Here is a 24548-nt window from a genome sequence, read left to right as displayed (position 1 = left end):
GCGGGCGAGGGCGAGGTGTGGCCGTCGCCGGTGCGAGGGCCACACCACTCGCTCAAGTGCGCGTTTGCGACTGCCGGGGCGATGGCGTGAACCATCGGCGTGCAGCCAGACAGACGTAGACCAGTGCCACCAGCACCGGCACTTCGATCAGTGGGCCGACCACCCCGGCCAAGGCCTGGCCGCTGGTGACGCCGAAAGTGGCAATGGCCACGGCGATGGCCAGCTCGAAGTTGTTTCCCGCAGCGGTGAAGGACAGCGTCGTCGCGCGCTCGTAGGACAACCCGATGCCCTTGCCCAGAGCGAACGAGCCCGCCCACATCACGGCGAAATACACCAACAACGGCAGTGCGATGCGCACAACATCGAGGGGTTGGCTGGTGATGGCCTCGCCCTGCAGGGCAAACAGCACCACGATGGTGAACAACAGCCCGTACAGGGTGAACGGGCCGACCTTGGGCAAGAATCGCTGCTCGTACCAGGCGCGACCCTTACTGCGCTCACCGAGGCGACGGGAAAGATAGCCCGCGACCAACGGAATACCGAGAAAGATCAGCACCGATTGGGCGATCTGCCAGGCCGAGACAGCCAAACCCGTGGTGTCCAGACCCAGCCAACCGGGCAGCACGTTCAGATAGAACCAGCCCAGCCCGGCGAAGGCCAACACCTGAAACACCGAGTTCAGCGCCACCAGCACCGCGGCGGCCTCCCGGTCGCCGCAGGCCAGGTCGTTCCAGATGATGACCATGGCGATGCAGCGCGCCAACCCGACGATGATCAACCCGGTGCGGTACTCGGGCAGATCGGGCAGAAAGGTCCAGGCCAGCGCGAACATGACCATCGGACCGACGAGCCAGTTGATCACCAGTGAGGACACCAGCAGCCGCTTATCGCCGGTAACGGTATCCAGCCGGTCGTAGCGCACCTTGGCCAGCACCGGATACATCATCACCAGCAAGCCGACGAAGATCGGCAGTGAGACCCCGGAGGTCACGTGCAGCGAGTTCAGCACCGTGTTCAGCCCCGGCACGAACCGCCCCAACAGCAGTCCTGCGGCCATGGCCACACCGATCCACACCGGCAGGAATCGGTCCAGCGTGGACAGCTTCGCGGCCACGGCCGTGTCGGTCGTCTCGGTGGCCTCGGCCGACTGCGCCGTCCGGGTCATGCCGGAACCACCCCGTCGTCGGCAGGCAGCAGCACCCCGGACAGCACCGCCAGCATCTCGGTACGCACCCGGTAGTAGACCCACGTTCCCCGGCGCTCGCCGTCGATGACTCCGGCCTCGCGCAGCACCTTGAGGTGATGCGAGATCGTCGGCCCGGACAGCTCGAACGCCCCGGTCAGGTCGCACACGCAGGCCTCGCCGCCGGCATGCGAGGCGATCAGCGACAGCAGCCGCAGCCGCGCCGGCTCCCCGATGGCCTTGAACACCCGTGCCAACTCGCCGGCCTGCTCGGCACCCAACGGTTCGCGCATCAGCGGCGAGCAGCACAAGACCTGCTCATCACCGGGCTCCTGTTGTTTCGACATAACTCTATATTGACATCCATCAACCCAAGGAGCAAACTCGGCGATGTCAGTTGATTCGATATTTATCTAGACAGGAGTACGGGGATGTCGCGCATGCAACTCGCCCTCCGGGTCGGTGACCTGCAGGGCTCGATCGACTTCTACACCAAGTTGCTCGGAGTCGAACCGGCCAAGCTACGACCCGGCTATGCCAACTTCGCCGTGGCCGAACCACCGCTGAAGCTCGTCCTGCTGGAAGGCGAGTCCGGCCAGGACACGGCGATGGATCACCTCGGCGTCGAGGTCGCCGACACCGACACCGTGCACACCGCTACTCGGCGGCTGTCCGATCTGGGCCTGTTCACCCAGGTCGAAGACGACACCACCTGCTGCTACGCCACCCAGGACAAGGTTTGGGTGCACGGGCCCGGACGCGAACCCTGGGAGGTCTACGTCGTCACCGACGACTCCCCCACCTACGGGAGCAATCCCGAGATCACCGCGCCGGTCTCGTGCTGCAGCGGTGACGCCGAGTCCGCAGCAGCCACCGCCTGATCCCGTTGCGGTGTGGCCTCTCCAGGTGAGGGGCCACACCGCACACATCGGTGCAGCACCCGCAGCCGTCCACATGGCTGTCGTCTTGACCTCGATTGCGCTCGAAGTTCGATACTGAGCAAACCGGCGATGAGTTCCGGGTACACCGGTGGTCGACACAAGCGGGCACACCCACTGTTTCGGGACTACCCTTACCGAACCGAGCCGCCGGACCCGGGAGTGTCGAAGGACGAACAGGAGTGCGCCATGACCCACGCCATCCGGGCCGAAGGCCTGGTCAAGCGCTTCGGCACGACCACCGCCCTCGACGGTGTCGACTTCGCGGTGGACACGGGCACGGTACTCGGACTGCTCGGTCCCAACGGGGCGGGAAAGACCACCGCCGTCCGCGTCCTGAGCACGCTTCTGCGGCCCGATGCGGGGCATGCCACCGTCGGCGGCTACGACGTGGTCCGCGACGCACACCGGGTGCGCCAGTTGATCGGACTGACCGGGCAGTACGCCGCCGTCGACGAGAGCCTCACGGGCGGGGAAAACCTCCTGCTCATCGGCCGCCTGCTCGGATCCTCCCGCGCTCGGGCCAAGCACAGGGCCCACGAACTGCTCGACCGGTTCGGACTGACCGACGCCGCCGACCGGGCGGTGAAGACCTACTCGGGCGGCATGCGCCGCCGCCTCGATCTCGCCGCCAGCCTGGTCGCCCACCCCTCGATGCTGTATCTGGACGAGCCCACCACAGGTCTGGACCCGCGCGCCCGCACCGAACTGTGGACGCTGATCCGCAGCCTGGTGGCAGGCGGCGTGACGGTTCTGCTGACCACCCAGTACCTGGACGAGGCCGACGCACTGGCCGACGACATCGTCGTCATCGACCACGGCCGGGTCATCGCCACCGGCACCCCGGACGAGCTCAAGGCCAAGATCGGCTCGCAGACGCTGGTGGTGCGTCCCGCAGACGAGACCCACCTGCCGCTGGTTACCTCCGTGGTCGGCGAACTCGCCGACCACGTTCCCGACCTCGACGGGCAGCGGGTGACCGCGCCGATCACCGACCCTGCCGTGCTGCCTGCCGTCGTGCGCCGCCTCGACGATGCCGGCGTCGTCGTCACCGAGCTGGCACTGCGCAACTCCAGCCTCGACGAGGTGTTTTTGTCCCTGACCGGCCGCCCTGCTGACGAGACCGAGCAGGCATCCACCGAACGGACCCTGTCATGACCACCCGCACCGACACCCCCGCACCAGGCCCGACGCTGCCTGCACGGGTGAGCCCACTCGAAGGCATGCGCCAGAGCCTGACCCTGGCCTGGCGCACCGTGGTGCAGGTCCGGCACAACCCCTGGGAACTGGGCGACTTCAGCATCCAGCCCATCATGTTCGTCCTGCTGTTCACATTCATGTTCGGCGGCGCCATCATGGGCGACTGGCAGACCTACCTGACCTTCATGCTGCCCGGCATGATCGTGATGAACATGCTGTTCGTCAGCCTCTACGTGGGCCAAGGGCTCAACACCGACCTGACCAAGGGCGTGTTCGACCGGCTGCGCTCCCTGCCGGTGGCCCGATGGGCCCCACTGGCCGGTCGCATCCTGGCCGACCAGGTCAAACAAGCCTGGTCGATCGTGCTCGTCCTCGGTGTCGGGATGATCCTCGGCTTCCGGCTCGGCACCGGCGTGGCCGGCCTGCTCGGCGCTGTCGTGCTGTTGCTGATCTTCGCGCTGGCGTTCTCCTGGGTGGCCGTGGTGGTCGGACTGCTCGCCCCGGACCCCGAGCGAGTGCAGATCTACGGGATGACCGCGCTGTTTCCGCTGACGTTCGTCAGCAACATCTTCGTGCCGGTACAGACCCTGCCCGGCTGGCTGCAGGGACTCGTCAGCGTCAACCCGGTCTCCATCCTCGCCGACGCGTCCCGAGGACTGATGGTCACCGGTGTGCAGGCAGGACCGATCATCGCGACGCTGATCTGGGCAGCCGCGATCACCGCCGTCTTCGCTCCCCTGTCGGCGTGGGTGTTCAAACGGCGGGTGTAGATCGGCCCCGCACGGCCGCCTGTCACCGATGCAGGGCAGCATCGAGCTGTAAGCAGGCCTTGTCGCGGTGCGTGAGAACAGTGGTATGTCGCTGAGCGATGACCTCCACTGCTAGCATGCGAGTATGCGCACTACGTTGAATCTCGATGAAGGCACCTATGGGCGTGCGAAACGGTGGGCGGAGCGCGACGGCGCCTCGTTCAGTCAGTGGGTAGCCGAACTGATCGAACGCGAGGACACCCGACGCCGCTGCGAGGCACACGCCGAGTGGCTGGCAGGCAATCCCGACGTGGCCGGCCAGCTCGATGACCAGGACGCGGTCGCCGATCGACGCCTCGCCGAGGGTGCCCGGGGTGCCGCATGAGCTTGCGGCGCGGCGAAGTGTGGACGCTGCACGGCTACCCGCTACCGGTCGTAGTGGTCTCGGGCGGAATGTACAACGACCAGCCACAGCCCCACTCGGTGCTGGCAATGCCCGTGCTCACTGCCGAAAGTCTCGAGGCATGGACCGTGCCCCTCGCCGACGGGCAATACGCGGTGGTCGACCGTATCCGCCCCTATCCCAAGGAGGACTTTCGACAGCGGCAACGCCAGATCGACGCGCGCGCGTTGGCCGAAGTCGACACCCTGCTGTTCAAAATCCTCGCGACGAACTGAAACGCCCCAATACCCGGCGCTGTCCCCGCGCGGCATTGGCTCGGGCGACTTCGCCGACGAGGGCCTGCCAACGGTAAGCACCCAGCAAGGCCTGAAATCCCCGAGTGCCCCCAACAAGATCACGATGCACGCCACTGGCGTACCCGTTCGGCAGGGAACGTCGAGGAGGGCACTCTGCAGGCTGGGCTGGGGATTGCGGCGGAACTCTACGCCCACGTTCGAGTCCCCTTGTGATTCAGCAAATTCGCGGAGGCGATCAACGCCGTCGCCATCGCCCGTGGCAGCCTGACGGCATGAGCGGCGAGAGCAACCTGTCCGAGCTACTGGCGGCGATGGCCCCCGAAATGCAGGCAGAACGGTATGTCTTCGCCCGGGCGGATGAGCTGCCCTCGGCAATCGAACCGACTGCCATGGTGCGCGAGGAAGAAGGCATCACGCTGGTGCTGCCACAGGAAATCGCCGATCGGCACGTGCTCGAATACGACCATGTCGCCGCGATGATCACGCTGCGCGTCCACTCCTCGCTTGACGCCGTCGGGCTGACCGCCGCGGTCACCTCCCGACTCGCGCGGGCGGGTATGAGCTGCAACGTGCTCGCCGGGTACTACCACGATCATCTTTTCGTGCCTGCCGAGCGAGGACATGAAGCCGTGGAGCTGCTGACCAGCGTTGGACAAGAACGGCTCGGCGGCTGACGTCGCGGCTGCCGCTGCTGATTTCCATACCGGGCGGTATCAGCCGGATGTGGCGGTCAGCAGGGCGATGATGGATCTTGATTTCCTGCGTTCTCCGTCGCGCGAGCGATGGAGTCTTGCAAGGATTCGAAGATCTCCGGAGCCGGGGTGAGACGCCTGACGTGCACCAGGGCATCGAAGGCCCGGCTCGGATCGAGATCGAGCATGAGGGTTTGCGCGCATATCGCCGTGGCCGCGGCGATCCGTTCCGGCGGTACGCGGCGCAGGTTCGCCAGGTGCAGCGGGAAGTCGACCGCGTCCATCAGCGCGTCGATGGTATGGGGCGGTGGCGGCGGAACCTCCTCGAGCGAAATCGAAGACGGGCGGGGCGGTTCACCCTCGAAGTGGAGCTCCGGTATCTCGCCGCAGGCACGGGTCGTGCCGATGACGACCATGTCGTCGCCCAGCACGGGCGCAAGGATCCTACCGAGTGCCGGAGCGCCGATGGGCGTCAACCCGCGCTGGACGTGCCCGTTGTGCGCGCTGATGACGATGCGTTCCTCGCGATCGAGGATCCAGCGGACGGTGTCGGCCATCAACTCCTCGCGCGGATTGTGGCCTTCGCCGAGGTGCCCGTCGAGAAGCTGGGCACCGAGTGCGCACCGATAGGCGATGTCATCCCCGGAGGTCCCGGCGCGCTCGACGAGTTCGGCGATGCCGTGTGACAGTCGTGCACGATCGCCGGGCGTCATCGCCCGATAGCGGGCGTGCGCCTGGAACCGCTCGCCGAGATCGGCCAAGGCCCGAAGAGCCTGGTCCTGTGGCCTTGGCGCCAGACGCGCAAGGCAGGCTTCGACGGCAGGCCCCGGATTTGCGCACGAGCCGGGTATGTCCATGCCATAGAAGCGCACCTTGCTCTCGTGCTGCGCGTTCCGGTCGCGCATCCACTGCAGCCCGGCACGCATCTGCGCACACGCACCGAACCCGTAGGTGATCCCGGCCTCGGCGATCCGTTCGAGATCGCCCGCTCCACCCAACACCCAGTCGTTCACCGCCAGTCCCTCGGGAAATCCGGATTCCATGACGAGCGCCGAAAAGCCGAGTTCGCTCACCAGGAAGCGCAACACACGGTCCTTGATCCGGCAGAACTCGGACACACCATGCGCGCTCTCCCCCAGGCACACGACACGAGCGTTGCCGACGAGGTCTCGCAGGGCCGCGAGATCGGAAACGTCGGGCTCTGCGGGGTCGAGGGTGTGCAGTGGGACCGCGACGTCGCGGATCGGATTCGTCGGCATTCTCGGCTCTCCTGACGCCTCTGCGAACGTTGTGATCCTCATGCAGGATGACAGGGCCTGCAGTGTCACGAGCAGGTTCAGATCCGGATCGGCGAGCCGCGTCGTTTTCCTCACCACGAGGATATGAACAACATCAATATGCCCATCAGCAGCTTCGTCTTCCCTGATACTGCTCGGTCCCGGCATCGTGAGGCAAGTCCTTCGAAGGAGACTCGTTGAACACAGAGATCGCCACGGCCGAACAGCAGGGCACCGCTTCGCGCAGCACCGTGGTTCGAACCGGCGACGTGCTCGGATCCGGTACCTGCGTAACGACGTCGGATCTCAGGAGGCAAGATGGCCGATCTGACCGGTAAGACCGTCGTGGTGACCGGTGCCGCACGCGGGCAGGGCGCTGCCGAGGTCGTGGCGCTGCTGCGTGCCGGAGCCACCGTTGTCGCCACCGATGTTCTCGACGACGAAGGTGAGCGACTGGCCGAGGAGCATGGTGTCGCATATCGGCGACTGGATGTCGCGAGTGCGTCGGACTGGGCGACACTGGCCACCGATCTGACTCATGTGGACGGACTGGTGAACAACGCCGGTGCGACCTGGCGAGCGCGGCTGAGCGAGGTCGGCATCGAGGACATGGGGATTCACCGGATCAACACGGAAGGCCCGCTGCTGGGCGTGCAGCATCTGGCTCCACGGATGCCGCCCGGCGGCTCGATCGTCAACGTGGGCTCGGTGGCCGCACTGACCGGCCACTACCCGGTGGCCTACACCGCCAGCAAGTGGGCGCTGCGTGGGCTGTCCAAAGCGGCCTGCGTGGAACTCGGGGCACGTGGAATCCGGGTCAATACCATCCACCCCGGCCATATCGAGACTCCGATGACCACCTCCGCACCGGAGACCTTCCGGGAGGCCAACATCGCACAGACCCCGCTGGAGCGCACCGGAACCGTCGACGAGGTGGCACCGCTGGTGGTGTTCCTGCTCTCCGACGGGGCGTCGTTCATCACCGGAGCCGAAATCCCGGTCGACGGTGGATTCAGCGCGCACGGCGGCGTCAAACCACTTTCCCCGGTACACCACAGGTACCACGCACTTGAGCGTTCGCGGTCAACTCGCTATGGAGCCGACCACGGTCAGGATCAGTTCGTAGGTCGCCCACAAGCCGATCGCACCGATGACGCCCAGAACCGCAGTCTCCCACCACTTGTTCACGTAGTGCGACAGCATCAGATCTCGCCTGGTCGTCATGGCGATCAGGCCGATGATGATCACAGGCACCGTCAGGACGTTGAACGAATTGCCGAGCAAGGTGATCACGACAAGACCGGGCATTCCGGGCATCGAAAAGATCACCGGCACGGTCATGACGAAGATCAGCAGTCCCCAAAACAACCGGTCGTACGCGAAGGTGTCCTTCACCGACGAATCGGGCACGCCCCTGGCCGCCCTGATGCGCTGTTCCCGGGCCGGGCACGATTTATAGACGGATTCGATGAACATCCGCACGAATACGCGCGGCTGCGTGACGACGTTGTCGAACACCACGAAAAAGATCGCGCACCACATGATGGGTGGCCCGGCCGGGCCGATCGCCTTCCCCATCATGAGCGCGAGGTCGTCTGCCGACGTGACAGATGTTCCGGTGCCGTGCAGTGTCTCCGCGGCGACGACCCACACCGCGAGAACGAGGCCGCACATGACGATCGTCCCGGCCCGCAGGTCGAAGCGCTGTACCTTGCGGAAGCTCTCGCCGCGCCAGCCCTTCTCGTGCATCAGATAGGGATAGAGCAAGTTGGCCGCCGAACCGCCGACGGCACCGATGAGACCGATCGCCGTGGTGATCGCGGTAATGTACCCCGCCTGCCCCGGCGGCAACTCGAACAGCAGTCCCTTGAACAGGCCACCGATGTCCACACCGGTGCCGACCACGGCGATCAGAAAGCTGAGCACAAGTGCCGACATCGTCAGCTGCGCCAGGATCTCGAGACCCCGGTAATGCCGCTTTCGCTGCACGGCGAGCCATACGGCCACACCCATCGTCACGGCAGCCCAGAACGGAACACCCCAGACACCGAGCCGGACAACACCTGCGAACAGATGGTCAAGCGCGGTCCCCGCAGCGAGCAGCAGAAACGACACGTAGACGAACCCGAGGATGCAGGTAGCGGACCCGATATACATCGGGAATCCTTTCCACACCCGCGCGTAACCGTCCAGAATCGTCTCATCGCCAACGGCATTGCACAGCTGGTATTTCGACATCGCCGAAACGATGAAATAGCGCGAGAAAACGGCTACCACGAGCGTCCAGAGCAGTGCATAGCCGAAGGTCGAACCCGACACGGAGGCGCTGATGAAATCGCCGGTCCCGAGCCAGGACAAAACGACGACGATTCCCGGCCCCATACTCTTGGCATAGCCGCTCATGCTGGTTGGCGGCCGTACGGAGGTGATCACCGCGCTCTCTGGTGTTCTCTCGCCATGGTCCTGGGTCATGTTCAGCTCCTGAGTGGCTAGGTTGATGCTGCCCATTCCGGCGCGATGCGCACATGTTTGATGGCCTGGCGGAAGTAGGTGAAAGCGACGTGCAGTGCACCATCCGCGGTCTGGGTGATCGATGGGTAGGAGAATTCGCGGTTCAGGCCGTCGGTCGAGTTGTTGGTCAAGCAGTAGCCATCGCCGACTTCGAGGTCACGACGTACTGGCCAGGTATGCCCGTTATCGGACGACAGCGCCAGCGTCAACGGTGCGCGGGGTGCACCCCAGAAGGCAGCACCTTCCGCTTCGGCCTGCTGGACAGGTTCGGCAAGGCCGTCGCCGTCGATCTCGTCGTAGAGTGACGCCCGCCGCGCCGTGGCGTCGCGCGCACTGCTCGCGTTGAACACCAGCGCAACCTTGCCGTCCTGCAACGTTGTGGCCTGGATCGACGAGTTGTTGTTCGGAAGCTCGGTCGCTGCAGGTTCACTCCAGGTGAGGCCGTCGACCGAATGGCTCCGGTAAATGGCGTCCGCCTGACGTCTGCGGTAGAGCGCGAGTAACGAGCCATCGTCGAGCGCCACGATGTTCATGTGTACACAGCCCGTACTCCCCGGAACGCCGTGGTGTTCCCAGCTCGCCCCTTCGTCGTCCGAGACGAGAACAGCGCTGGTGTCGAGATCACCAACCCACCTTCCTTCCCCGGGACGCACACAGTGGAACACCGGCAGCAGCCAACGCCCGGAGCTCAGGACCACGATCGGCTGGCGGACGAACACTCCGCCCACATCGGTCGCCGGGAAAAGGGTTCGGGCCGGTCCCCACGAACGACCACCATCGCCGGATACCCGCACGCGCACTTCGGCCGTGTCCTGGTTACCCGCGCGCTGGGCCGTGTAGAGCAGCCAGAGTTCGCCGGTGGGCGTGGGAAACAGAACCGGATTCTGTTCCGAACGGTGCGGATCGGCCGATACTCGCACCGGTTCCGACCACATCCCTTCCTTGCCGAGCCGGGAGAACCGGATGTCGATATCCGACATGCCCTCCTGAGTGCCGCCGAACCAAGCGCAGCCGAGTTCGCCACCGGGCAGCGGCATCAGGTTGGCAGCATGCGACTGCACGGTTGGTGCAGGAAGGTAGGCATCGTGCCTGCGCGAGTCCCCCGCGTTGACCCGGATGATGCCATCCGTTGGCAGCTCGGTCGCCGGACCACCGCTCGTACTATCCAAGGGAAACACCGAATACCTCCAGCAGGGCGTAGACCCCGAGCAGCATGACCGCGGCGCTGCTGATCGCCAGGGCAGCGTTGAACGCTCTTCCCCCGTGCAGGCGGCGATCGATCTCCTTGTTGTGTAAATGCCACACCGCCACGACAAGAGCGACCAGGAAAATCGCACTCGCGATGCCACCGATTTGCACCATGAGCACAGGCGATTCGAGAAGCAAGTAGGAGATCCCCCAAAATATGGGAAGCCCCACCGTGAAAGCACGGATCCACCTCAGTCGAGCCTTCGGATCATTCCAGTCTATGGCACCGACGACTCCGAGAAAGTTGGTGTACTGCCGCGGATTACTCGCAGTCGAGGCCCACATCGTCGATCCCAATACGATGACCGCACCGACGAGGAAGACGACACTCGCCCAGTCCCCCAGCGTGTCGGTGAAGACTCGACTGAGGGCGACGATCATATCGTTCCCCTTGGGAACAATGCCTTGTGGTGCGAGGACGGCTGCCCCCAGCATGAAGAACGCGATCGTACCGAATGTGTAGACGACCCAGGACACGCAAGCGTCCTTGTACATGACCTTGATCCAGCCGTCGGCGCGCTTTCTCCATGCCTCACTGCCGTCATCCGGGCCCGCCCACCGTGCGTATCCCTTTTCCAGGCACCAGTAGGTGTAGTTCGTCATCTCATCGCCGCCGATTCCGGTGATGCCGAACATCGCGATCGCCGCTCCCACCGAGCCCAGCGGGAGTTCGAACCCGAGTCCGCCCAGAATGTCGTCGCCGGTGTAGGCGTACGGTGTGAACGGAACAAGACCGAAGGACACCACCACGATCGCAAGCGAGAAGAGCGCGACCAGGAAGACAGCCACTCGTTCAATGCGATTGTATCGCGTCGAGTACTGCAAGCTCACGGTAATGGTGACGACAATGATCGTCCAGACGAGCGTGGAGGTGAAGCTCAGCGGATCCCCATTGATCGGAGCCAGAATACTGCAGGCCGCGACCACGCCTCCGACTACTCCGCCAAGTTGAATAAATTTGGCCAGCGCAGCGGTCACCCAGACAAGGTTCACCCAACCTATCCTGCCGACCTTCGGCCGTAGTCTGTTCAGCCCCGTCAAAGCGGGCTCCCCCGTGGCTATGCACCATCGTGCGAGTTCTATTTGAACAGCGAGCTTCACCACGGTGCTGAACACCACGAGCCACAGCAGGACGAAACCGGCTTGCGCTCCCAGTGCGGTGGTGGCGATCAATTCGCCGGATCCGACGACGGCAGCACTCAGCACGAGTCCGGGACCAAAGTAGCGGAAACTCTGCCGCCATCCGGATGGAGGCTCTTTGATGTCCTCGGCAGTGAGCCGATAAAGATCTTCCGATGCTCTTTCTCTCTCCAGCGAAGAACTGGTCTGTGACATGTTTCCCTCACATCTCGATACAGGAATTTCCGCCAGTTGATTGCTCGCTTACCGGTCCGGTTCAGTAAACCGCGTTCGTCGGCTCGTTCCCGCCGAGCACTCGTACGATGTCGTTGGCCACGGCTGTACCCATGTTCCGGTTTGCTTCGTAACTGCAGGCTCCGATATGCGGTGTGCAGAGAACATTGGGTGCGTGCAGCAGCGGACTGCCCTCCGGGGGCTCCTCTCCGAATACATCCAACGCTGCCGCGGCAACATGCCCATCATGCAACGCCTCCGCAAGTGCGGCCTCGTCGACAAGGCCACCGCGAGCGGCATTTACCAGGTAAGCGCCCGGCCGCATGGCACGGATCGCCGCACGATCCAGCAGGAAACCGGAATCCGGCGCGGCCGGTAGGTGCAGGCTGAGAAAGTCCGCATTCCTCACACATTCGCGGAATGTAGCCTGCACGGCACCTGCGTCCGCCACCGCCGACGGATCGGTATAAGGATCATGGGCAAGCACACGCATGTCGAAGCCACGCGCGCGCCGCGCCACCGCCCGGCCAATTTGGCCGAACCCGATAATTCCCAGGGTCTTGTTCGAAACCTCGGCGCCGTATAACCGATCCCAGCGGCCGTGCATGACGACCGAATGTGCCGGGATGATACTTCTGGCAGCGGCAAGCAGGAGTCCGAAGGTGAGATCGGCGACCGCCTGTGTGTTGCTTCCGGGGGCGTTCACGACGCGAATGCCGCGGCGGTGTGCGGATTCGACGTCGATGTTGTCGGTTCCGACGCCGTGCTTCGCGACAACGCGCAACCGCGGTGCGGCATCCAGCACCTCGGCGGTGACCACGTCCGTCCCCACGATCAGCGCATCGGCAGCGGGCACTCGTGCGAGCAACTCTTCCGAAGGCATGGCCTGCGCGTCGTACGGGCGGACCGCCTCGCCCACCGCCTTGAGAATGTCCCACGGTTCGTCGGAGAAACGGGCGAAAGTCGGGGTGGTGATCAGTACGGTATTCATGCCGGCGTCTGCCCCTCCGAAAGCGCCGCCTTCAAGTGACCGGCTGCGGTTTGCTCGAGGTGCACGAGGTCGGAGGCGACACTGGCAAACGTGTATCCCTCTGTCAGCCGCCGCGCCGCGATCTCCCCGCTCGGGGTGTGGATGCCCGCTGCGATCCCCGCCTCCTGCGCTGTCTGCCGAACTTCGGCAACGGCATCCTCGAACACCTCGGACACGGCGGGATCCCCGGGGAATTCACCACCGACGGCGAGGCACAGGTCCGAGGGCCCGACATAGACCCCGTCAAGTCCTTCGATGGCGCAAATCTCGTGGACATTGGTCAGCGCCTGGCGAGTCTCGATCATCGCGATGACCACCGTGCTCGCATTCGCATCCGCCGGTTTGGGTCCGATACGCAGCCCGGAACGCATCGGGCCATAGGAACGATGTCCGTGCGGCGGGTAGCGAGTCGCGGCAACGGCCGCAGCGGCATCTTCCGCAGTGTCGATCATCGGCACGATGACCCCGGCCGCACCCGCGTCCAGTGCACGTCCGATCGGGGTCGCATCGTTGGCTTCCACGCGAACCATTCCTGCGGCCGTTCCGCCTGCATCGATGGCCATCATCGAATTGAGAATGCCGGAGTAGCCGACCAATCCATGCTGCCCGTCGATGGCGACGTAGTCATAGCCCAGCCGTGCGAGGCGCTCCGCGGCAACCGGCGCGTCCAGCACTGCCCAGTAACCGAGAACTTTCTCGCGGTTGCGTAGTTTGCTTGCGAACTCTGCTGCGGCCATGTGGTCCTCCTCTGTCCGGAAAAGTTCAGCGGTTGTAGGCCGGCATCGGTCCGCGCAACGAGGCACCGACCGCGTCACACGTTTCGACCACCTCGGCGGGTAGCGGACCTGCTGCCGCAATGTCGATGTTGGCCTGCAGGTGCTCAACCTTGGAACCACCGAGCAGCAACGCGCCCGTGGTCTGCTTGGACAGCAGCCAGCGCAGGGACAGCTCGATCAGGGACATGCCGGCATCGTCGGCGACCGCGGCAAGCTGATTGACCGCGTCGAACAGCGCCGCGTCCCAATACCGCTTCCGGTACATCTCGGCAAGCCGTGAGTCGCCGAAGCGCCCGGCCGCCGGATTCTGCTCGAAGCTGTGCCTACCGGTCAACAACCCACCGCAGAGCGGGTTGTAGACCATCGTGAGCAGGCCGGTGACCTCGGCGAACTCGGTATACTCTTCCTCGATTCGCCGTGCAAGCAGGTTGTAGAGCTGCTGCGCGACGATCGGTCGCGGTGCTCCGAGCTCGTCGGCGATGCGGTTGATCTCGGCGATCTGCCAGGCCGCGAAGTTCGATACGCCGAGCGCGCCGATCTTGCCCTCGGAGACGAGTTCGGCGACGGTCGTGAGCGTCTCGGTCAGCGGCGCAGTGCGGTCGGGTTGGTGCAGGTAGAGCACGTCGATGTTCTCGGTGCCGAGCCGCCGCAGACTACCTTCGACGCTCTTGCGCAGGCCCGTTGCCGACAGCGGCGAGTGCTCCCCCGCATCCGGATGTGGCATGCCCGCCTTGGTCGCGAGCACGATCTTCTCGCGGTGGGCGGGCAACAGCTTGCCGAGGATCTCCTCGCTCATCCCACCCGCGTAGCCGTTGGCGGTATCGATGCCGGTAATCCCGGCGTCCAGAGCCATACCAAGCATCCGTTGGGCATCCGCGCTGTCCACAGTGTCGCCGAACGTCATTGTGCCGAGAACGAGACCGGACAGCGGCCTGTGCACCCCCGGCAGTGTTCTTTCCCGGCTCCGTCCAGAGGGAACGGTCATGCGTCTCACTTCCTTCGGCGGCAGCGGCCGCCAACTTATGTAACCTGGGTCACCTTGGCACAGTTGCGCGTTTCGCGCAATACAAGTAGCGTGATTCGCGCAATATCGCATCGGCAGTAGGGCTCCCGCAGCATGAGAAGCGCAGCACGTCCAGAGGAAGCGCAGGAGGTCGAGTGGGCATTCACGTCCCCTGAGCACATCCTTGCTCTCGCAGACGACCTGTCCGGTGCCGCGGAAATCGCGGCGGCGCTGCTATCGCCCCGCCGCGCCGCACGCATCGAGCTTGGTCCACAGACTCACACAAGAATTGCGCGAAATACGCATTCACTGATCGTCAAAGACCTCGACTCACGCCCGTCTTCCACGGCTGAGGCCATGGGCGCCGTGCGAAGTGCACTCAACGAGTACAGCGCCCACCAACCACTGGTGTTCTTCAAGATCGATTCACTGCTGCGAGGAAACATCGCCGCTACGGTGCGCGCCGCGAGTGACCAACCGGTGGTACTCGCGCCCGCGTTGCCGCTCGGCGGGCGCACCGTGGTCAACGGCGTCCTACACTGCGACGGCGTACCGCTGCACGAATCCCGCGCGTGGCAAGCGGAACGGGCCACCCCTCCAGTCACGATCGCGGATGTGCTGGCGCCAATGCCCTGCCGCATCATGACAGTGGACGACGTTCGGTCGGGCGAGTTGCACGCAAGGCTCGTTGCCTCCATCGCCGCGGACCGGATTCCGGTGTGTGACAGTGCAACCGATACCGACCTGGATACCATCCTCACTGCCACCGTCGAGATACCCGATGTCCGGCTCATCGGCTCCGGCGGCCTCGCCTCGGCGCTCGGCCGCGCACTCGCCGTGCCCGGTGCACTTCCCGCCCCGCCCATGAACCCCGAGCACGCGCTCCTCATCGTCGTCGGCACCGCCGATCCCGGCGCCGCACACCAGATGCGCATGCTGACCGATGCCGGAGTGCGCACAGTCGGCATCGACGCGCGGCCGCCGGTGCAGGTCGAGCCACGTCCGGACGAGGTCGCACGGTTGCTGACGGCCCTCGAGCAAGGCCCGGCGATGCTCACCCTCGACGCACCGGACGGTGTCGAGCCCGCTTGCTCCGCCGAACTTGTGCGGCTGCTCGCGGCAACCGTTCAGCGAACCGTCGAGCACGTGAGCAGCCCGACCGATCTCGTGCTGACCGGAGGCGAGACCGCTCGGCGCGTGCTGGACGGACTTGGCATCGATGCCCTGACCCCGATTACCCAAGTGCACCACGGTGCCGTGCACAGCCGCACACCAACAGGCACCTCCGTAGTCACCCGCCCCGGAAGCTTCGGCGACGCGGACAGCCTCGTCCGGATCGTCGAACATCTGCGCCCCGCCAGGAAACGGAAGGCTGAACATTGAGCACGACCACTCCATTGATCGCCGTCACGATGGGCGACGGTGCCGGTATCGGCCCCGAGGTCACCGTCGGTGCCCTACTCGACGACGCAACTGTGGCGCGCTGCCGCCCCATCGTCGTCGGCGATGCCGAACGGCTACGCGAAGCCGCCGAGATACTTGACAGGCGTGCACGGATCGCGGCGATCGAGTCGATTGCGGATGCGGTCTTCGAGCCCGGTCGGATCAACGTGATCGACCTGGCCCTGCTGCCCACCGAGCTGCCGTGGGGTGCGGTTTCGGCAGCGGCGGGCGAGGCCGCCTACCAGTACGTGCGAGTGGCAAGCGAACTTGCCATGCGCGGCGATGTACAAGCGATCTGCACTGCACCGCTGAACAAGGCGGCACTGCATGCGGCAGGACACATCTACCCGGGACATACCGAGCTACTCGCACGGCTGACCAGCACCGAGGAAGTGTCCATGATGCTCTCGACACGGATGGTCAAGGTCATTCACGTGACCACCCACATCGGACTGGTCGATGCTGTCGCCAAGATCGAACCAGGACTGGTTGAACGCACTGTCCGCCGCGGACACGGTGCGATCCGCGCCTCGGGGGTCGCGCAACCGCGAATCGGGGTGTGCGGCATCAATCCGCATGCGGGCGAGAACGGACTGTTCGGCTACGGCGAGGAAGAAGACAAGATCACTCCCGCCATCGAGAAATTGTGCACCGACGGTATCCGGGCGCATGGTCCGTTGCCTGCCGACACGGCGTTCTTCCTCGCAGGCAACGGCGAGTACGATCTGATCGTGGCGATGTATCACGACCAAGGGCACGGCCCGGTCAAGATGCTCGGCATCGAGGCCGGAGTGAACGTCACGGTTGGCCTACCGACCATCCGCACCTCGGTGGACCACGGCACCGCGTTCGACATCGCGGGCAGCGGCGTAGCCGACGCCGGTAGCATGATCGAGGCCATGCGGCAGGCCACAGAGCTCTCCACCGATATCTGAGAGAGACTGCTTCTGCGACCGCACCGGCAGGGAAATCCGTTCCGACGGTGTGTGCTCGACATGGCCTGCGGTCGCAGCGGAGAGTGGCCGACAGCGGTAATGGAGCAACGCCCCGAGCCGGTCCCCGGCGACGGGAGCACGGTCGCACGTAGCGAAGCAGGCGATGAGGGAGGTAGGCGCGATGCCCCGCGGAGCACGGGAACGGCGTGCCGCGATCGTTCGGCTGGCAACGACGTCAGGGCTGGCCAGCGTCGATGAGCTCTCGGCGACTTTCGGGGTAACCGCATCGACCATCCGCCGAGACCTCGCCCAGCTGGAATCGGCGGGACACCTCGCGCGGACCTACGGCGGCGCGATGGCCGTCAACACCAATCACGAGGCCACGTTGCGCCAGCGCAGCAGCGAGGCATTCGAGGCCAAACGTGCGATCGCGCTCTGGGCTGCCGGACAAGTCCGTCCCGGCGAGACGGTGCTGCTCGATTCCGGCTCCACGATGAGTGCCCTCGCGCGCGAGCTCACCCACGTGCAGAATCTGACGGTCGTCACGACGGGGCTCACCGTGCTCCAGGAATTGGCGAATGTCGACACCGTGCAGGTCGAATGCCTCGGCGGAACCCTGCGCCATATCAGCCAGGGTTTCGTCGGACCGCTGACCGAAGTGGCGCTGAACCGGATGACGTTCGACCGCGCATTCCTCGGTGCCGACGGCGTCACCGCCGAACGCGGCATCTGCGAAGCAGATCTGCACCAGACCCGGCTCAAGGAGCTGATGGCCCAGCGTGCCGAGCATGTCTATCTCCTGGTGCACGCCGCCAAACTCGGCCACTGTCCGTTTCACGCTTGGGCCCAACTCCCCAACAGCTGGACCCTGGTAACGGATGTCGAAGCCGGTTCCGCCATCGTTCCGTTCCAGGAGCGGGACGTCGACGTCATCACCGTGGACGCGGAAGGCCACGCGCGGTAACAGACTTCCACCGGTGCAGGTAAGGTCAGAGCTCCGGACCTGTGCACTGCCTCCCCGCCTGCTCGGCGGTCGGCTTGTAGGCAGGGACTACCCGGCAGAGCAGGCAGTTGCACGCGACAAATCGGTGTCGAAGCATTCGCCGAGGACCTTGGCTCCGTGCGTAACGGATCGGCCGACGAGAGCACGAACTCCTCCTCGCCATTACCGCTCACATCCGGTATATATCTCCACATTCCGGACCAGCTGCCCGCCACAGAGCTCGCAGACCCGCTCGCAGTAGCGCGCCCACAGGTATGTCTGCAGCTCCTTGAACAAGTTGATGCCGTCATAGAACAGGTCGACCGTCCCGTCGCTGCTGCGGGCCCACGACTCGATCGCGAAAAGGAGCTCCTCGTGGTGGCGAGCGGCACGGAACTCGATCTGGCCGGCTTCGAGGTGACCGTACAGCGTGGCCAGCCGAAACGACGTGGGACTGGTGTGGACGACACGTACCGGCCCATCCCACGGCCCTGGCATCCGCACGACCAGCTCCTCACCGAACCGCAGGCTGTCGTGATCGACGTCTGTCTCGAACAAGGCCGCCTCGGACGGAACCGCCGCGTTCGGATCCGCCATCAATCGGCACATGAGCTGTTCGGGCTCCAGCAGACTCGATCCGATACGCACACTGTAGCGCCGGTGGAAAAGCCGCCCTGATCCCCGCTCGGGCGTCTGGATTCCGGAACCGCACCCCTCGGGCAGCTCGGGTACGACAACGATTTCATGTTCGTCGACGCGGTGGGTCGGCAGCGGACGCAGAAAGTAGCGCAGGGTGGTCAGTGCGATTCCGGGCGGCCAGCGAAACAGCCAGTTCCACTGTACACGGGAACTCACCGTCATGCACACCCCCTCTCGGACCCTCCGGAAACCTTCACCGGGCCATCATCGATTCGCGAGTCCCGCCAAAGCTGCCGATCCTCCGCGTTCGAAACGTGTTTTCTCCGCAGGATCGGCATGCACAGAGCCCCACCCAGCCTGTCCGGACAGATGTGGCGTGAGCGCTTGGTCTGTTCGGAGGCCGTGAGTGCGGCACATCGGGCGAGTGCCTGGCGGTGGTAAGGGTGTTCCGCCACTCGGTGGGAAGCATCCGGGTGAGCGGGCGCGCCGCTCGAGTCGCTGCGGTGGCGGTGAGGTCGGTGGCCGGTACCCCGGACAAGCCGTGGAGTCGGCGTGCCCAGGCAGGCAGGGCCGCGGCCGCGAGACCTGCGACACGGGTGCAACACAGCTGGTCGCGGACACTGCCAAAGTAGGCCTGGTCCACACCGGCCATGGCGAGTGGGTGCAGGGCCTGCAGGAGCAGGGCACGCAGACCGCCGACCCACATCACCGTGGCATCGCCGTGAATGTGCCAGGTCACCGAGCCGGGACCGAACAAGCCCACATCCGCGCTGGTCGACTGCTGTTGGGATCGCTGTGCCGTTGTGATCACCGTACTGTCCGGGAACTGTGTAACAGTGCCTACCGAGCTGTCGCCTTGCGGCGCAGCTTCGGCCCACTCGGTGTGAGCCGGGCGGGATTTCGGACCGGCGGTGTCCGGTGCCCGCCGGGATGGGCGGGTGTGGTTTCCAGCGGACGGCCTTCCGCCGACTTCCACGGTAGGGCACCGCCTGCTGCGCCGCATCCGGTGACGCCTGCACGTACGCGGGAAACGAGTAGACCGCCGAGTGCGGTCTCGGCTCCGCTCGGTGGTGTGTCAGTACGGGAAGCGTCCGATTCGCGACACGTCGAGTGATGACGGTTGCCGTGCGGCTGCCCGTGTCGTAGTTGGTTGCCACGGCATGTGCTTGCGGTGACCAGCGGTGCCCGGACAGCACATGTGCGATCAAGCTCCTGATGGTGCCCGGCGAACCCTGTCCGGCCGGACACAGTGCGGCCAAGCAGCTCAGAGGCGAATAGTGCAGCGGACGTAGGAGCGTGCGCGCCACCAGGCGAGGAGATCCGATGGGTGGCCACAACCGTGGGAGATCCATCCGTAGTGCGGTATCGTGCTCGAAACCGGACTCGGCCAGCGGACCGTCCGTGGGAAGGCCGTACTGGTCGTCGACCAGGTCTTGCGTGCTCACTCCCGCGGCCAGCAGCATCGTGAGCATCGAGCCGACCGACGTGCCGACCAGAACGTCGAAGGCACGTGGATCGAATCCGGTGCTGGCCTCCGATGTGCAGGGCCGTGTTCGTCACCGCAGTCACGATTCGCGCCACGTAACGAAGCCATGGCTACCACCAGGTACTGCACGGGTTCATCGAACAGGTCGAACGTCTGCTCGTCGCCTGGCTGCTGTTGTTGCTCGGCGGCGCCGTGGCCACCGGTTTCCTGGAACCCCTGACATGGTCCGGCGTCACCGTCGGCCTCATCACGCTGCCGCTCATCCGACCGGGCGCGGCCATGCTCGCCCAAGTCGGCACCACATCCGGTCCACGGGAGCGAGGCGCAGTCGCCTTCCTCGGTATTCGCGGTGTCGGCTCGTTCTTCGACCTTGCTTACGCCACTGGGAAACACCGACGTCGGCGTGCCCGCCGAACGACTGTGGGCGGTCATCGCCTTCGTGGTGCTCGTGCCGGTGCTGTTGTACGGCATCACCGCCACTCCCCTCATGAATTACCTCGACACCACACGCAGGCAACGGCTCCAGCGCTAGGTGTTCTGCCCCGTGAGGCTGGTCAATTTCTCGAGAAATTGACCAACCCCTGGGCGACCACCGGGCCGCGAGACCATCAGCGCTGTTCGTCACCGAGGAATTCGCCTGGCCGGTAGCGCACGTAATCGCTGTCCCCCGCTTGGGCGGCTTCGGCGGCGGCGTCGAGTGATTCGGGCGTGGCCACGGCGGCCCAGTGTCCGGTTGCCACCCGCGTGTTGATGGCGTCGACCGCGGCGACGGTCTCGGCCGGGGTGAAGGTGCAGTGGCCGGTGCGTGCCACGTAGGCGCCGCGCAGCAGCGGCTTGTTTCCCGCTGTGCGCACCTGGTCTGCGTAGGCGTCCTCGAACTGGCCGGGTACCACGCCATCGGCGGTGGTGTGCACGGTGAGCATGGGCATGGCGAGTTCGCCGGTGACCGTCGAAGTGCGCTGAACCCAGTCACGGGCGCTCGGGTCAGCGGTCACCCGGGCGGTGGCCGTCAACTCGGAGAGCTCGGCGCGTGGATCGAGGCCGGCGTCTCGGTGGAGTTCGGCCACGAGTCGCCTGGTCGCGGACTGCTTCAGGAGTGCGCGGTAGTCGACCCCCGTGCTGGTGGAGGGATTACCGCCCGCACGTTGTTCGATGTCGTAGCGCGCGGCCAGGACGAACGGCAGCGTGTCGTACAGCCAGCGATACTGCGCGGCCTGCCGGGCTGCCCAGTCGTGTCGGGTGGGCCGAGGCTCGTCGCCGTACCAGGTGGGCGCGTGGAACAGGGCCGCGGCCAGCGCGATCCGTGCCCGTCCTTCCGGCGTACTCTGCGCGGCGCTCAGTGCCTCACGCAGCTTCCCGGCAACCTGCCGTACCTGCGCGCGACCGGTGAAGTCGACGAGCGGGAGCTGCTCGACCCCAAGCAGTTGGGTGAGCGCATGTGCGCCGTCGAGCTGGGAATCGAGCAGGCCGAGACCACCTGCGAGGATCCCGCACATGGCCAGCGCGCCGTCGATGCGCTCATCCGCTCGCTCGGCGAGCTGCGCGGTGACCAACCCGCCCATCGACCGGCCGAGCGCGATCGTCCGCCGTGGTGTGCCGAGCTCGTCGCTCACCGCAGCGAGTGTGGCCAGTTGATCCTCGACGGCGGTGTCGAGGGTCCAGCCCGGCTCCGCATAGGAGGAGCCGGCGAGCGCGTAGCCGCGGTCGAGCAGCGCTGCGGCGCTTTCCGGACCGGGAGCGTTCTCGGGCGGGTTCGGTGTGTCGGGCGGGTTGTATCCGTGGCTGAACAGCACGAGCACGCCGTTCCAGTCCTGGGGCGCCTCGGCGATCCAGCTCGCGCCACTGGGCAGCGTTCCGGATAACCGGCGCACCGGAGGGTCGGCAAGGGCGGCGGGTGTGAAACCGGTCAGCGTGATCGCGGCCAGGGCGAGAACAAGAGCGACACGCAGCCGACGCGTGGTGGGGATCATGAATAAAAGTTAGGCAGTTGATTAAATCGGCGTCAACTACCTGACTAACAAGGCGGCGAGTTTTCCGCCTCGACTGCTTCATCGGGGATGGTGTCGAGCACGTCCGCCGCGATGGCCCGTGCGGCAGGCTCGAGCTCGGCGTTCAGGGCGCGGAACACCTGCTGGGCACGTTCGGCGGGCCAGTCCTCGGGCAGGTGCTGCTGGGGCAGACGCGGATCCTGCCGGATGATCTGTAGCCACTCGGTTTGCAGCATCAACTGCCGCGCCAGGCTGTCCGGCAGCCCGGTAGGTGGAACGTGTGTGTCCCACCTGGCGAGGAAGCGTCGGTACCGATCGGCCAAGGCCTCCAGGTCCCAGGCATCGTGCACGAGATCATCCACGTCCGTGGGCGACAGCGCTCGCGCTTGAAACACCTTCACGCGTTCCGCCGCCTCGAGGCTTTCGAGCAACGGCCCGACCTCCACCGTCGACGGCGCGATCCACAGACCACCTTGGAGGCTGCCGAAACCCGCCCACAGCAACCGAGAGCGCAGCACATGCCGCTGCCGCTGCCACGATTCCGGAAGCGAGAAGCCGAGCAGCGTCCAGGTGCCGTCCCAGTGGGTATTCACCGCCCCGAGCCGCCAAATTCGGATTTCCCCGTCATGCAGAATTTCCCGGGAACGCCAGGTGAGCCCCACATAGACCTTCCGGCCGCGCCGGATGCGATGTAGCAGGCCGCGCCTGGCCATTCGGCTCAGCGTCGACCGGGTCGCGTGTTCGGAGACTCCCACCCGGTGCAGCACGTCCAGCACGCTGGCCGTGGCCACGTGCACCCCACGGCCGAGCACGTAGCCGCCGAAAAAGGTCAGCAGCAATGTCTGCGGACGAGCCGCGCCGGTGGATGCCGCCGCACTGTCGTCACTGCCCTGGGGCATCTCGAACTCGAAGAGGTCCTCGGTCACGCGACAAGCTTAGTAAACCCGATATTGGTCATCGTATTGACGACAGTCATTTTTTTGCTTACTTTTTCACCACTACATGTGGTGCACACCACTTCCCCTCTCCACTGCGGCCACCGAACAGACAGGGCACCGCGATGACCAACACCGCCTCCCCCGGCCACTCCACCACCCAGCTACGCCGCGCCGTGCTGTCCAGCTATCTCGGCAGCGTCATCGAGTACTACGACTTCCTGCTCTACGCCACCGCATCGGCGGTCGTGTTCAGCAAAGTGTTCTTCTCCAACCTCGATCCGCTCATCGGCACCATCGCCAGTCTCGGCACTTTCGCCGCGGGCTACCTGGCCCGACCTCTCGGCGGTGTCGTTTTCGGCCACTTCGGCGACCGGCTGGGACGCAAGCAGATGCTGGTCATCACCATGACCACGATGGGCGCGGCGAGCATGCTCATCGGCCTGCTGCCCACCTACGCGCACATCGGCGGGTGGGCGCCGGTCCTGCTGGTCCTCCTGCGTGTCCTGCAGGGTGTTGCCGTCGGTGGCGAGTGGGGCGGCGCGGTGCTGATGTCGGCAGAGCACGCCAATTCCCGCCGGGGACTGTGGGCCAGTTTCACCAATGCCGGCGCGCCCAGCGGCATGGTGGTCTCCACGGTCATGCTCACGCTCGCAGCCGCGATCACCGGCGAGCAGCAATTCCTCGACTGGGGATGGCGCATACCGTTCCTGTTCAGCGCCGTACTGCTCGCGCTCGGCCTGTTCGTGCGGATGAAGGTCGAGGAGACACCGGTGTTCGAACACACCAAGCGGGACCGGTCCGAGTCGCTGCCCCTGATCGAGGTCTTCCGCCGCCACCCGAAAAACCTGCTGCTCGCCGTCGGCGTGGGGTTCGGCGCGTTCGTCGCGCAGGCGACCCTCACCACGTTCGTCATCGCCTACGCAACCGAAGCGGGCTTCCTGCGGCAGACGGTGCTCAATGTGCTGACCGTGTCCTCGGTCGGTGCGGTCATCGGCATCATCGGGTTCTCCGCACTGTCCGACCGAGTCGGGCGACGCCCGGTCGTGCTCGGCGGCGCCGTCGCGATGGCGGTACTGAGCTTCCTGCTCTTCCCGATGATCGACACCGGCTCGGTCATCATGCTCACCCTGGCCATCGTGCTGGGCCAGTCGGTGGTGCACCCGGCGATGTACGGCCCGATCGCCGCGCTCTACACCGAGATGTTCGGCACCCGAACCCGCTACACCGGTGCCTCGCTAGGATACCAGATCGCCGGCACCGGAGCCGGGATCGCCCCGGTGGTCTTCGCCGGCATGCTCAGCGCCACCGGAGGTTCGGACACCCTGGCCATCTCCGCGCTGATCGCGGCCTGCTGTCTGGTGACGGTGGTCTGCGTCCTCACCGCGAGCGAGAGCCACCGTGCAAGCCTCGCCGACGAGCCACGCAAACCGGTGCCCGCACCGAGCACCTCCGAGGAGGTTGCGAGATAGCGGTGACCG

General features: G+C 65.4%; 23 protein-coding genes and 2 pseudogenes. 12 read left to right on the top strand and 13 right to left on the bottom strand.

What is annotated here, in order from left to right:
• Positions 1–52: 52 nt before the first annotated feature.
• On the bottom strand, positions 53–1165 hold the full coding sequence (gene arsB / locus JOF55_RS20900) for an ACR3 family arsenite efflux transporter (protein WP_310277099.1): 1113 nt from the start codon (positions 1163–1165) through the stop codon (positions 53–55).
• Positions 1162–1530, bottom strand: a complete 369-nt coding sequence (locus tag JOF55_RS20895) for an ArsR/SmtB family transcription factor (protein ID WP_310277096.1) — start codon at positions 1528–1530, stop codon at positions 1162–1164. The genes arsB and JOF55_RS20895 overlap by 4 nt, the downstream gene beginning before the upstream one ends.
• Positions 1531–1614: 84 nt before the next feature.
• Between JOF55_RS20895 and JOF55_RS20890 the strand changes: the two genes are divergently transcribed.
• The 6 genes from JOF55_RS20890 to JOF55_RS20865 all read left to right on the top strand — a co-directional run bounded on the left by JOF55_RS20890 (position 1615) and on the right by JOF55_RS20865 (position 5443).
• Positions 1615–2064, top strand: a complete 450-nt coding sequence (locus JOF55_RS20890; RefSeq protein WP_310277094.1) for an ArsI/CadI family heavy metal resistance metalloenzyme — start codon at positions 1615–1617, stop codon at positions 2062–2064.
• A gap of 246 nt (positions 2065–2310) precedes the next feature.
• Positions 2311–3279, top strand: a complete 969-nt coding sequence (locus JOF55_RS20885) for an ATP-binding cassette domain-containing protein (RefSeq protein WP_310277090.1) — start codon at positions 2311–2313, stop codon at positions 3277–3279.
• Positions 3276–4091 (top strand): ABC transporter permease, encoded by an 816-nt coding sequence (locus tag JOF55_RS20880; RefSeq protein ID WP_310277087.1) that lies wholly within the window; start codon positions 3276–3278, stop codon positions 4089–4091. The genes JOF55_RS20885 and JOF55_RS20880 overlap by 4 nt, the downstream gene beginning before the upstream one ends.
• A gap of 124 nt (positions 4092–4215) precedes the next feature.
• Positions 4216–4455: a hypothetical protein gene (locus tag JOF55_RS20875; protein ID WP_310277085.1), complete on the top strand. Its 240-nt coding sequence runs from the start codon at positions 4216–4218 to the stop codon at positions 4453–4455.
• A complete protein-coding gene (locus JOF55_RS20870; protein WP_310277082.1) occupies positions 4452–4748 on the top strand; it encodes a hypothetical protein in 297 nt (98 codons plus the stop codon). Before JOF55_RS20875 ends, JOF55_RS20870 begins: the two co-directional genes overlap by 4 nt.
• A gap of 293 nt (positions 4749–5041) precedes the next feature.
• A complete protein-coding gene (locus tag JOF55_RS20865; RefSeq protein WP_310277079.1) occupies positions 5042–5443 on the top strand; it encodes an ACT domain-containing protein in 402 nt (133 codons plus the stop codon).
• Positions 5444–5499: 56 nt separating this feature from the next.
• Here the strand turns inward: JOF55_RS20865 and JOF55_RS20860 are convergent, their stop codons facing one another.
• The gene (locus JOF55_RS20860) at positions 5500–6720 is read right to left on the bottom strand and encodes an erythromycin esterase family protein (RefSeq protein ID WP_310277075.1); all 1221 of its coding nucleotides are present in this window, start codon (positions 6718–6720) and stop codon (positions 5500–5502) included.
• A gap of 336 nt (positions 6721–7056) precedes the next feature.
• Here JOF55_RS20860 and JOF55_RS24585 point away from each other — a divergent pair.
• A pseudogene (locus JOF55_RS24585) lies at positions 7057–7782 on the top strand (SDR family NAD(P)-dependent oxidoreductase); the annotation flags it as partial.
• Positions 7783–7821: 39 nt separating this feature from the next.
• Here JOF55_RS24585 and JOF55_RS20845 read toward each other — a convergent pair.
• The 6 genes from JOF55_RS20845 to JOF55_RS20820 form a co-directional block, all read right to left on the bottom strand.
• The gene (locus tag JOF55_RS20845; protein WP_310277065.1) at positions 7822–9246 is read right to left on the bottom strand and encodes an Nramp family divalent metal transporter; all 1425 of its coding nucleotides are present in this window, start codon (positions 9244–9246) and stop codon (positions 7822–7824) included.
• Positions 9228–10418: a sialidase family protein gene (locus JOF55_RS20840; protein WP_374727572.1), complete on the bottom strand. Its 1191-nt coding sequence runs from the start codon at positions 10416–10418 to the stop codon at positions 9228–9230. Before JOF55_RS20840 ends, JOF55_RS20845 begins: the two co-directional genes overlap by 19 nt.
• Positions 10411–11832 carry an Nramp family divalent metal transporter gene (locus JOF55_RS20835; protein ID WP_310277060.1) on the bottom strand — a complete coding sequence of 474 codons (1422 nt, stop codon included), beginning with the start codon at positions 11830–11832 and terminating at the stop codon, positions 10411–10413. The genes JOF55_RS20840 and JOF55_RS20835 overlap by 8 nt, the downstream gene beginning before the upstream one ends.
• A 61-nt stretch (positions 11833–11893) precedes the next feature.
• On the bottom strand, positions 11894–12841 hold the full coding sequence (locus tag JOF55_RS20830) for a phosphoglycerate dehydrogenase (protein ID WP_310277057.1): 948 nt from the start codon (positions 12839–12841) through the stop codon (positions 11894–11896).
• Positions 12838–13617 (bottom strand): HpcH/HpaI aldolase family protein, encoded by a 780-nt coding sequence (locus tag JOF55_RS20825; protein WP_310277054.1) that lies wholly within the window; start codon positions 13615–13617, stop codon positions 12838–12840. The genes JOF55_RS20830 and JOF55_RS20825 overlap by 4 nt, the downstream gene beginning before the upstream one ends.
• Positions 13618–13642: 25 nt before the next feature.
• Positions 13643–14641, bottom strand: coding sequence for an aldo/keto reductase (locus JOF55_RS20820; protein ID WP_310277051.1), 999 nt, complete (start codon positions 14639–14641; stop codon positions 13643–13645).
• Between the two features lie 198 nt (positions 14642–14839).
• On the opposite strand from JOF55_RS20820, the gene JOF55_RS20815 reads away from it, so the two are divergent.
• The 3 genes from JOF55_RS20815 (at position 14840) to JOF55_RS20805 (ending at position 18001) form a co-directional block, all read left to right on the top strand.
• A complete protein-coding gene (locus tag JOF55_RS20815) occupies positions 14840–16042 on the top strand; it encodes a four-carbon acid sugar kinase family protein (protein ID WP_374727571.1) in 1203 nt (400 codons plus the stop codon).
• Entirely contained in the window at positions 16039–17037 is a 999-nt protein-coding gene (pdxA, locus tag JOF55_RS20810; RefSeq protein ID WP_310277047.1) for a 4-hydroxythreonine-4-phosphate dehydrogenase PdxA, read from the top strand. The genes JOF55_RS20815 and pdxA overlap by 4 nt, the downstream gene beginning before the upstream one ends.
• 181 nt (positions 17038–17218) lie before the next feature.
• Positions 17219–18001, top strand: a complete 783-nt coding sequence (locus JOF55_RS20805) for a DeoR/GlpR family DNA-binding transcription regulator (protein WP_310277045.1) — start codon at positions 17219–17221, stop codon at positions 17999–18001.
• A 201-nt stretch (positions 18002–18202) separates the two neighbouring features.
• On the opposite strand, the gene JOF55_RS20800 is transcribed toward JOF55_RS20805, so the two are convergent.
• Positions 18203–18874, bottom strand: coding sequence for a DUF1990 family protein (locus JOF55_RS20800; protein WP_310277043.1), 672 nt, complete (start codon positions 18872–18874; stop codon positions 18203–18205).
• A gap of 418 nt (positions 18875–19292) precedes the next feature.
• Positions 19293–19469, bottom strand: a pseudogene (locus JOF55_RS24580) (oxygenase MpaB family protein); the annotation flags it as partial.
• A gap of 1045 nt (positions 19470–20514) precedes the next feature.
• On the opposite strand from JOF55_RS24580, the gene JOF55_RS20795 reads away from it, so the two are divergent.
• On the top strand, positions 20515–20676 hold the full coding sequence (locus tag JOF55_RS20795; RefSeq protein WP_310277041.1) for a hypothetical protein: 162 nt from the start codon (positions 20515–20517) through the stop codon (positions 20674–20676).
• A gap of 76 nt (positions 20677–20752) precedes the next feature.
• Here JOF55_RS20795 and JOF55_RS20790 read toward each other — a convergent pair whose 3' ends face one another.
• Together JOF55_RS20790 and JOF55_RS20785 are read right to left on the bottom strand one after the other, a co-directional pair.
• Positions 20753–22114, bottom strand: coding sequence for an alpha/beta fold hydrolase (locus tag JOF55_RS20790; protein WP_310277038.1), 1362 nt, complete (start codon positions 22112–22114; stop codon positions 20753–20755).
• A 44-nt stretch (positions 22115–22158) separates the two neighbouring features.
• A complete protein-coding gene (locus tag JOF55_RS20785; protein WP_374727570.1) occupies positions 22159–23031 on the bottom strand; it encodes a PaaX family transcriptional regulator in 873 nt (290 codons plus the stop codon).
• Positions 23032–23192: 161 nt separating this feature from the next.
• On the opposite strand from JOF55_RS20785, the gene JOF55_RS20780 reads away from it, so the two are divergent.
• Positions 23193–24539, top strand: a complete 1347-nt coding sequence (locus JOF55_RS20780; protein WP_310277033.1) for an MFS transporter — start codon at positions 23193–23195, stop codon at positions 24537–24539.
• Positions 24540–24548 lie beyond the last annotated feature (9 nt).

It is taken from the genome of Haloactinomyces albus, assembly GCF_031458135.1.
Classification (GTDB): domain Bacteria; phylum Actinomycetota; class Actinomycetes; order Mycobacteriales; family Pseudonocardiaceae; genus Haloactinomyces; species Haloactinomyces albus.
This window is presented reverse-complemented; position numbering and strand designations above follow the sequence as displayed.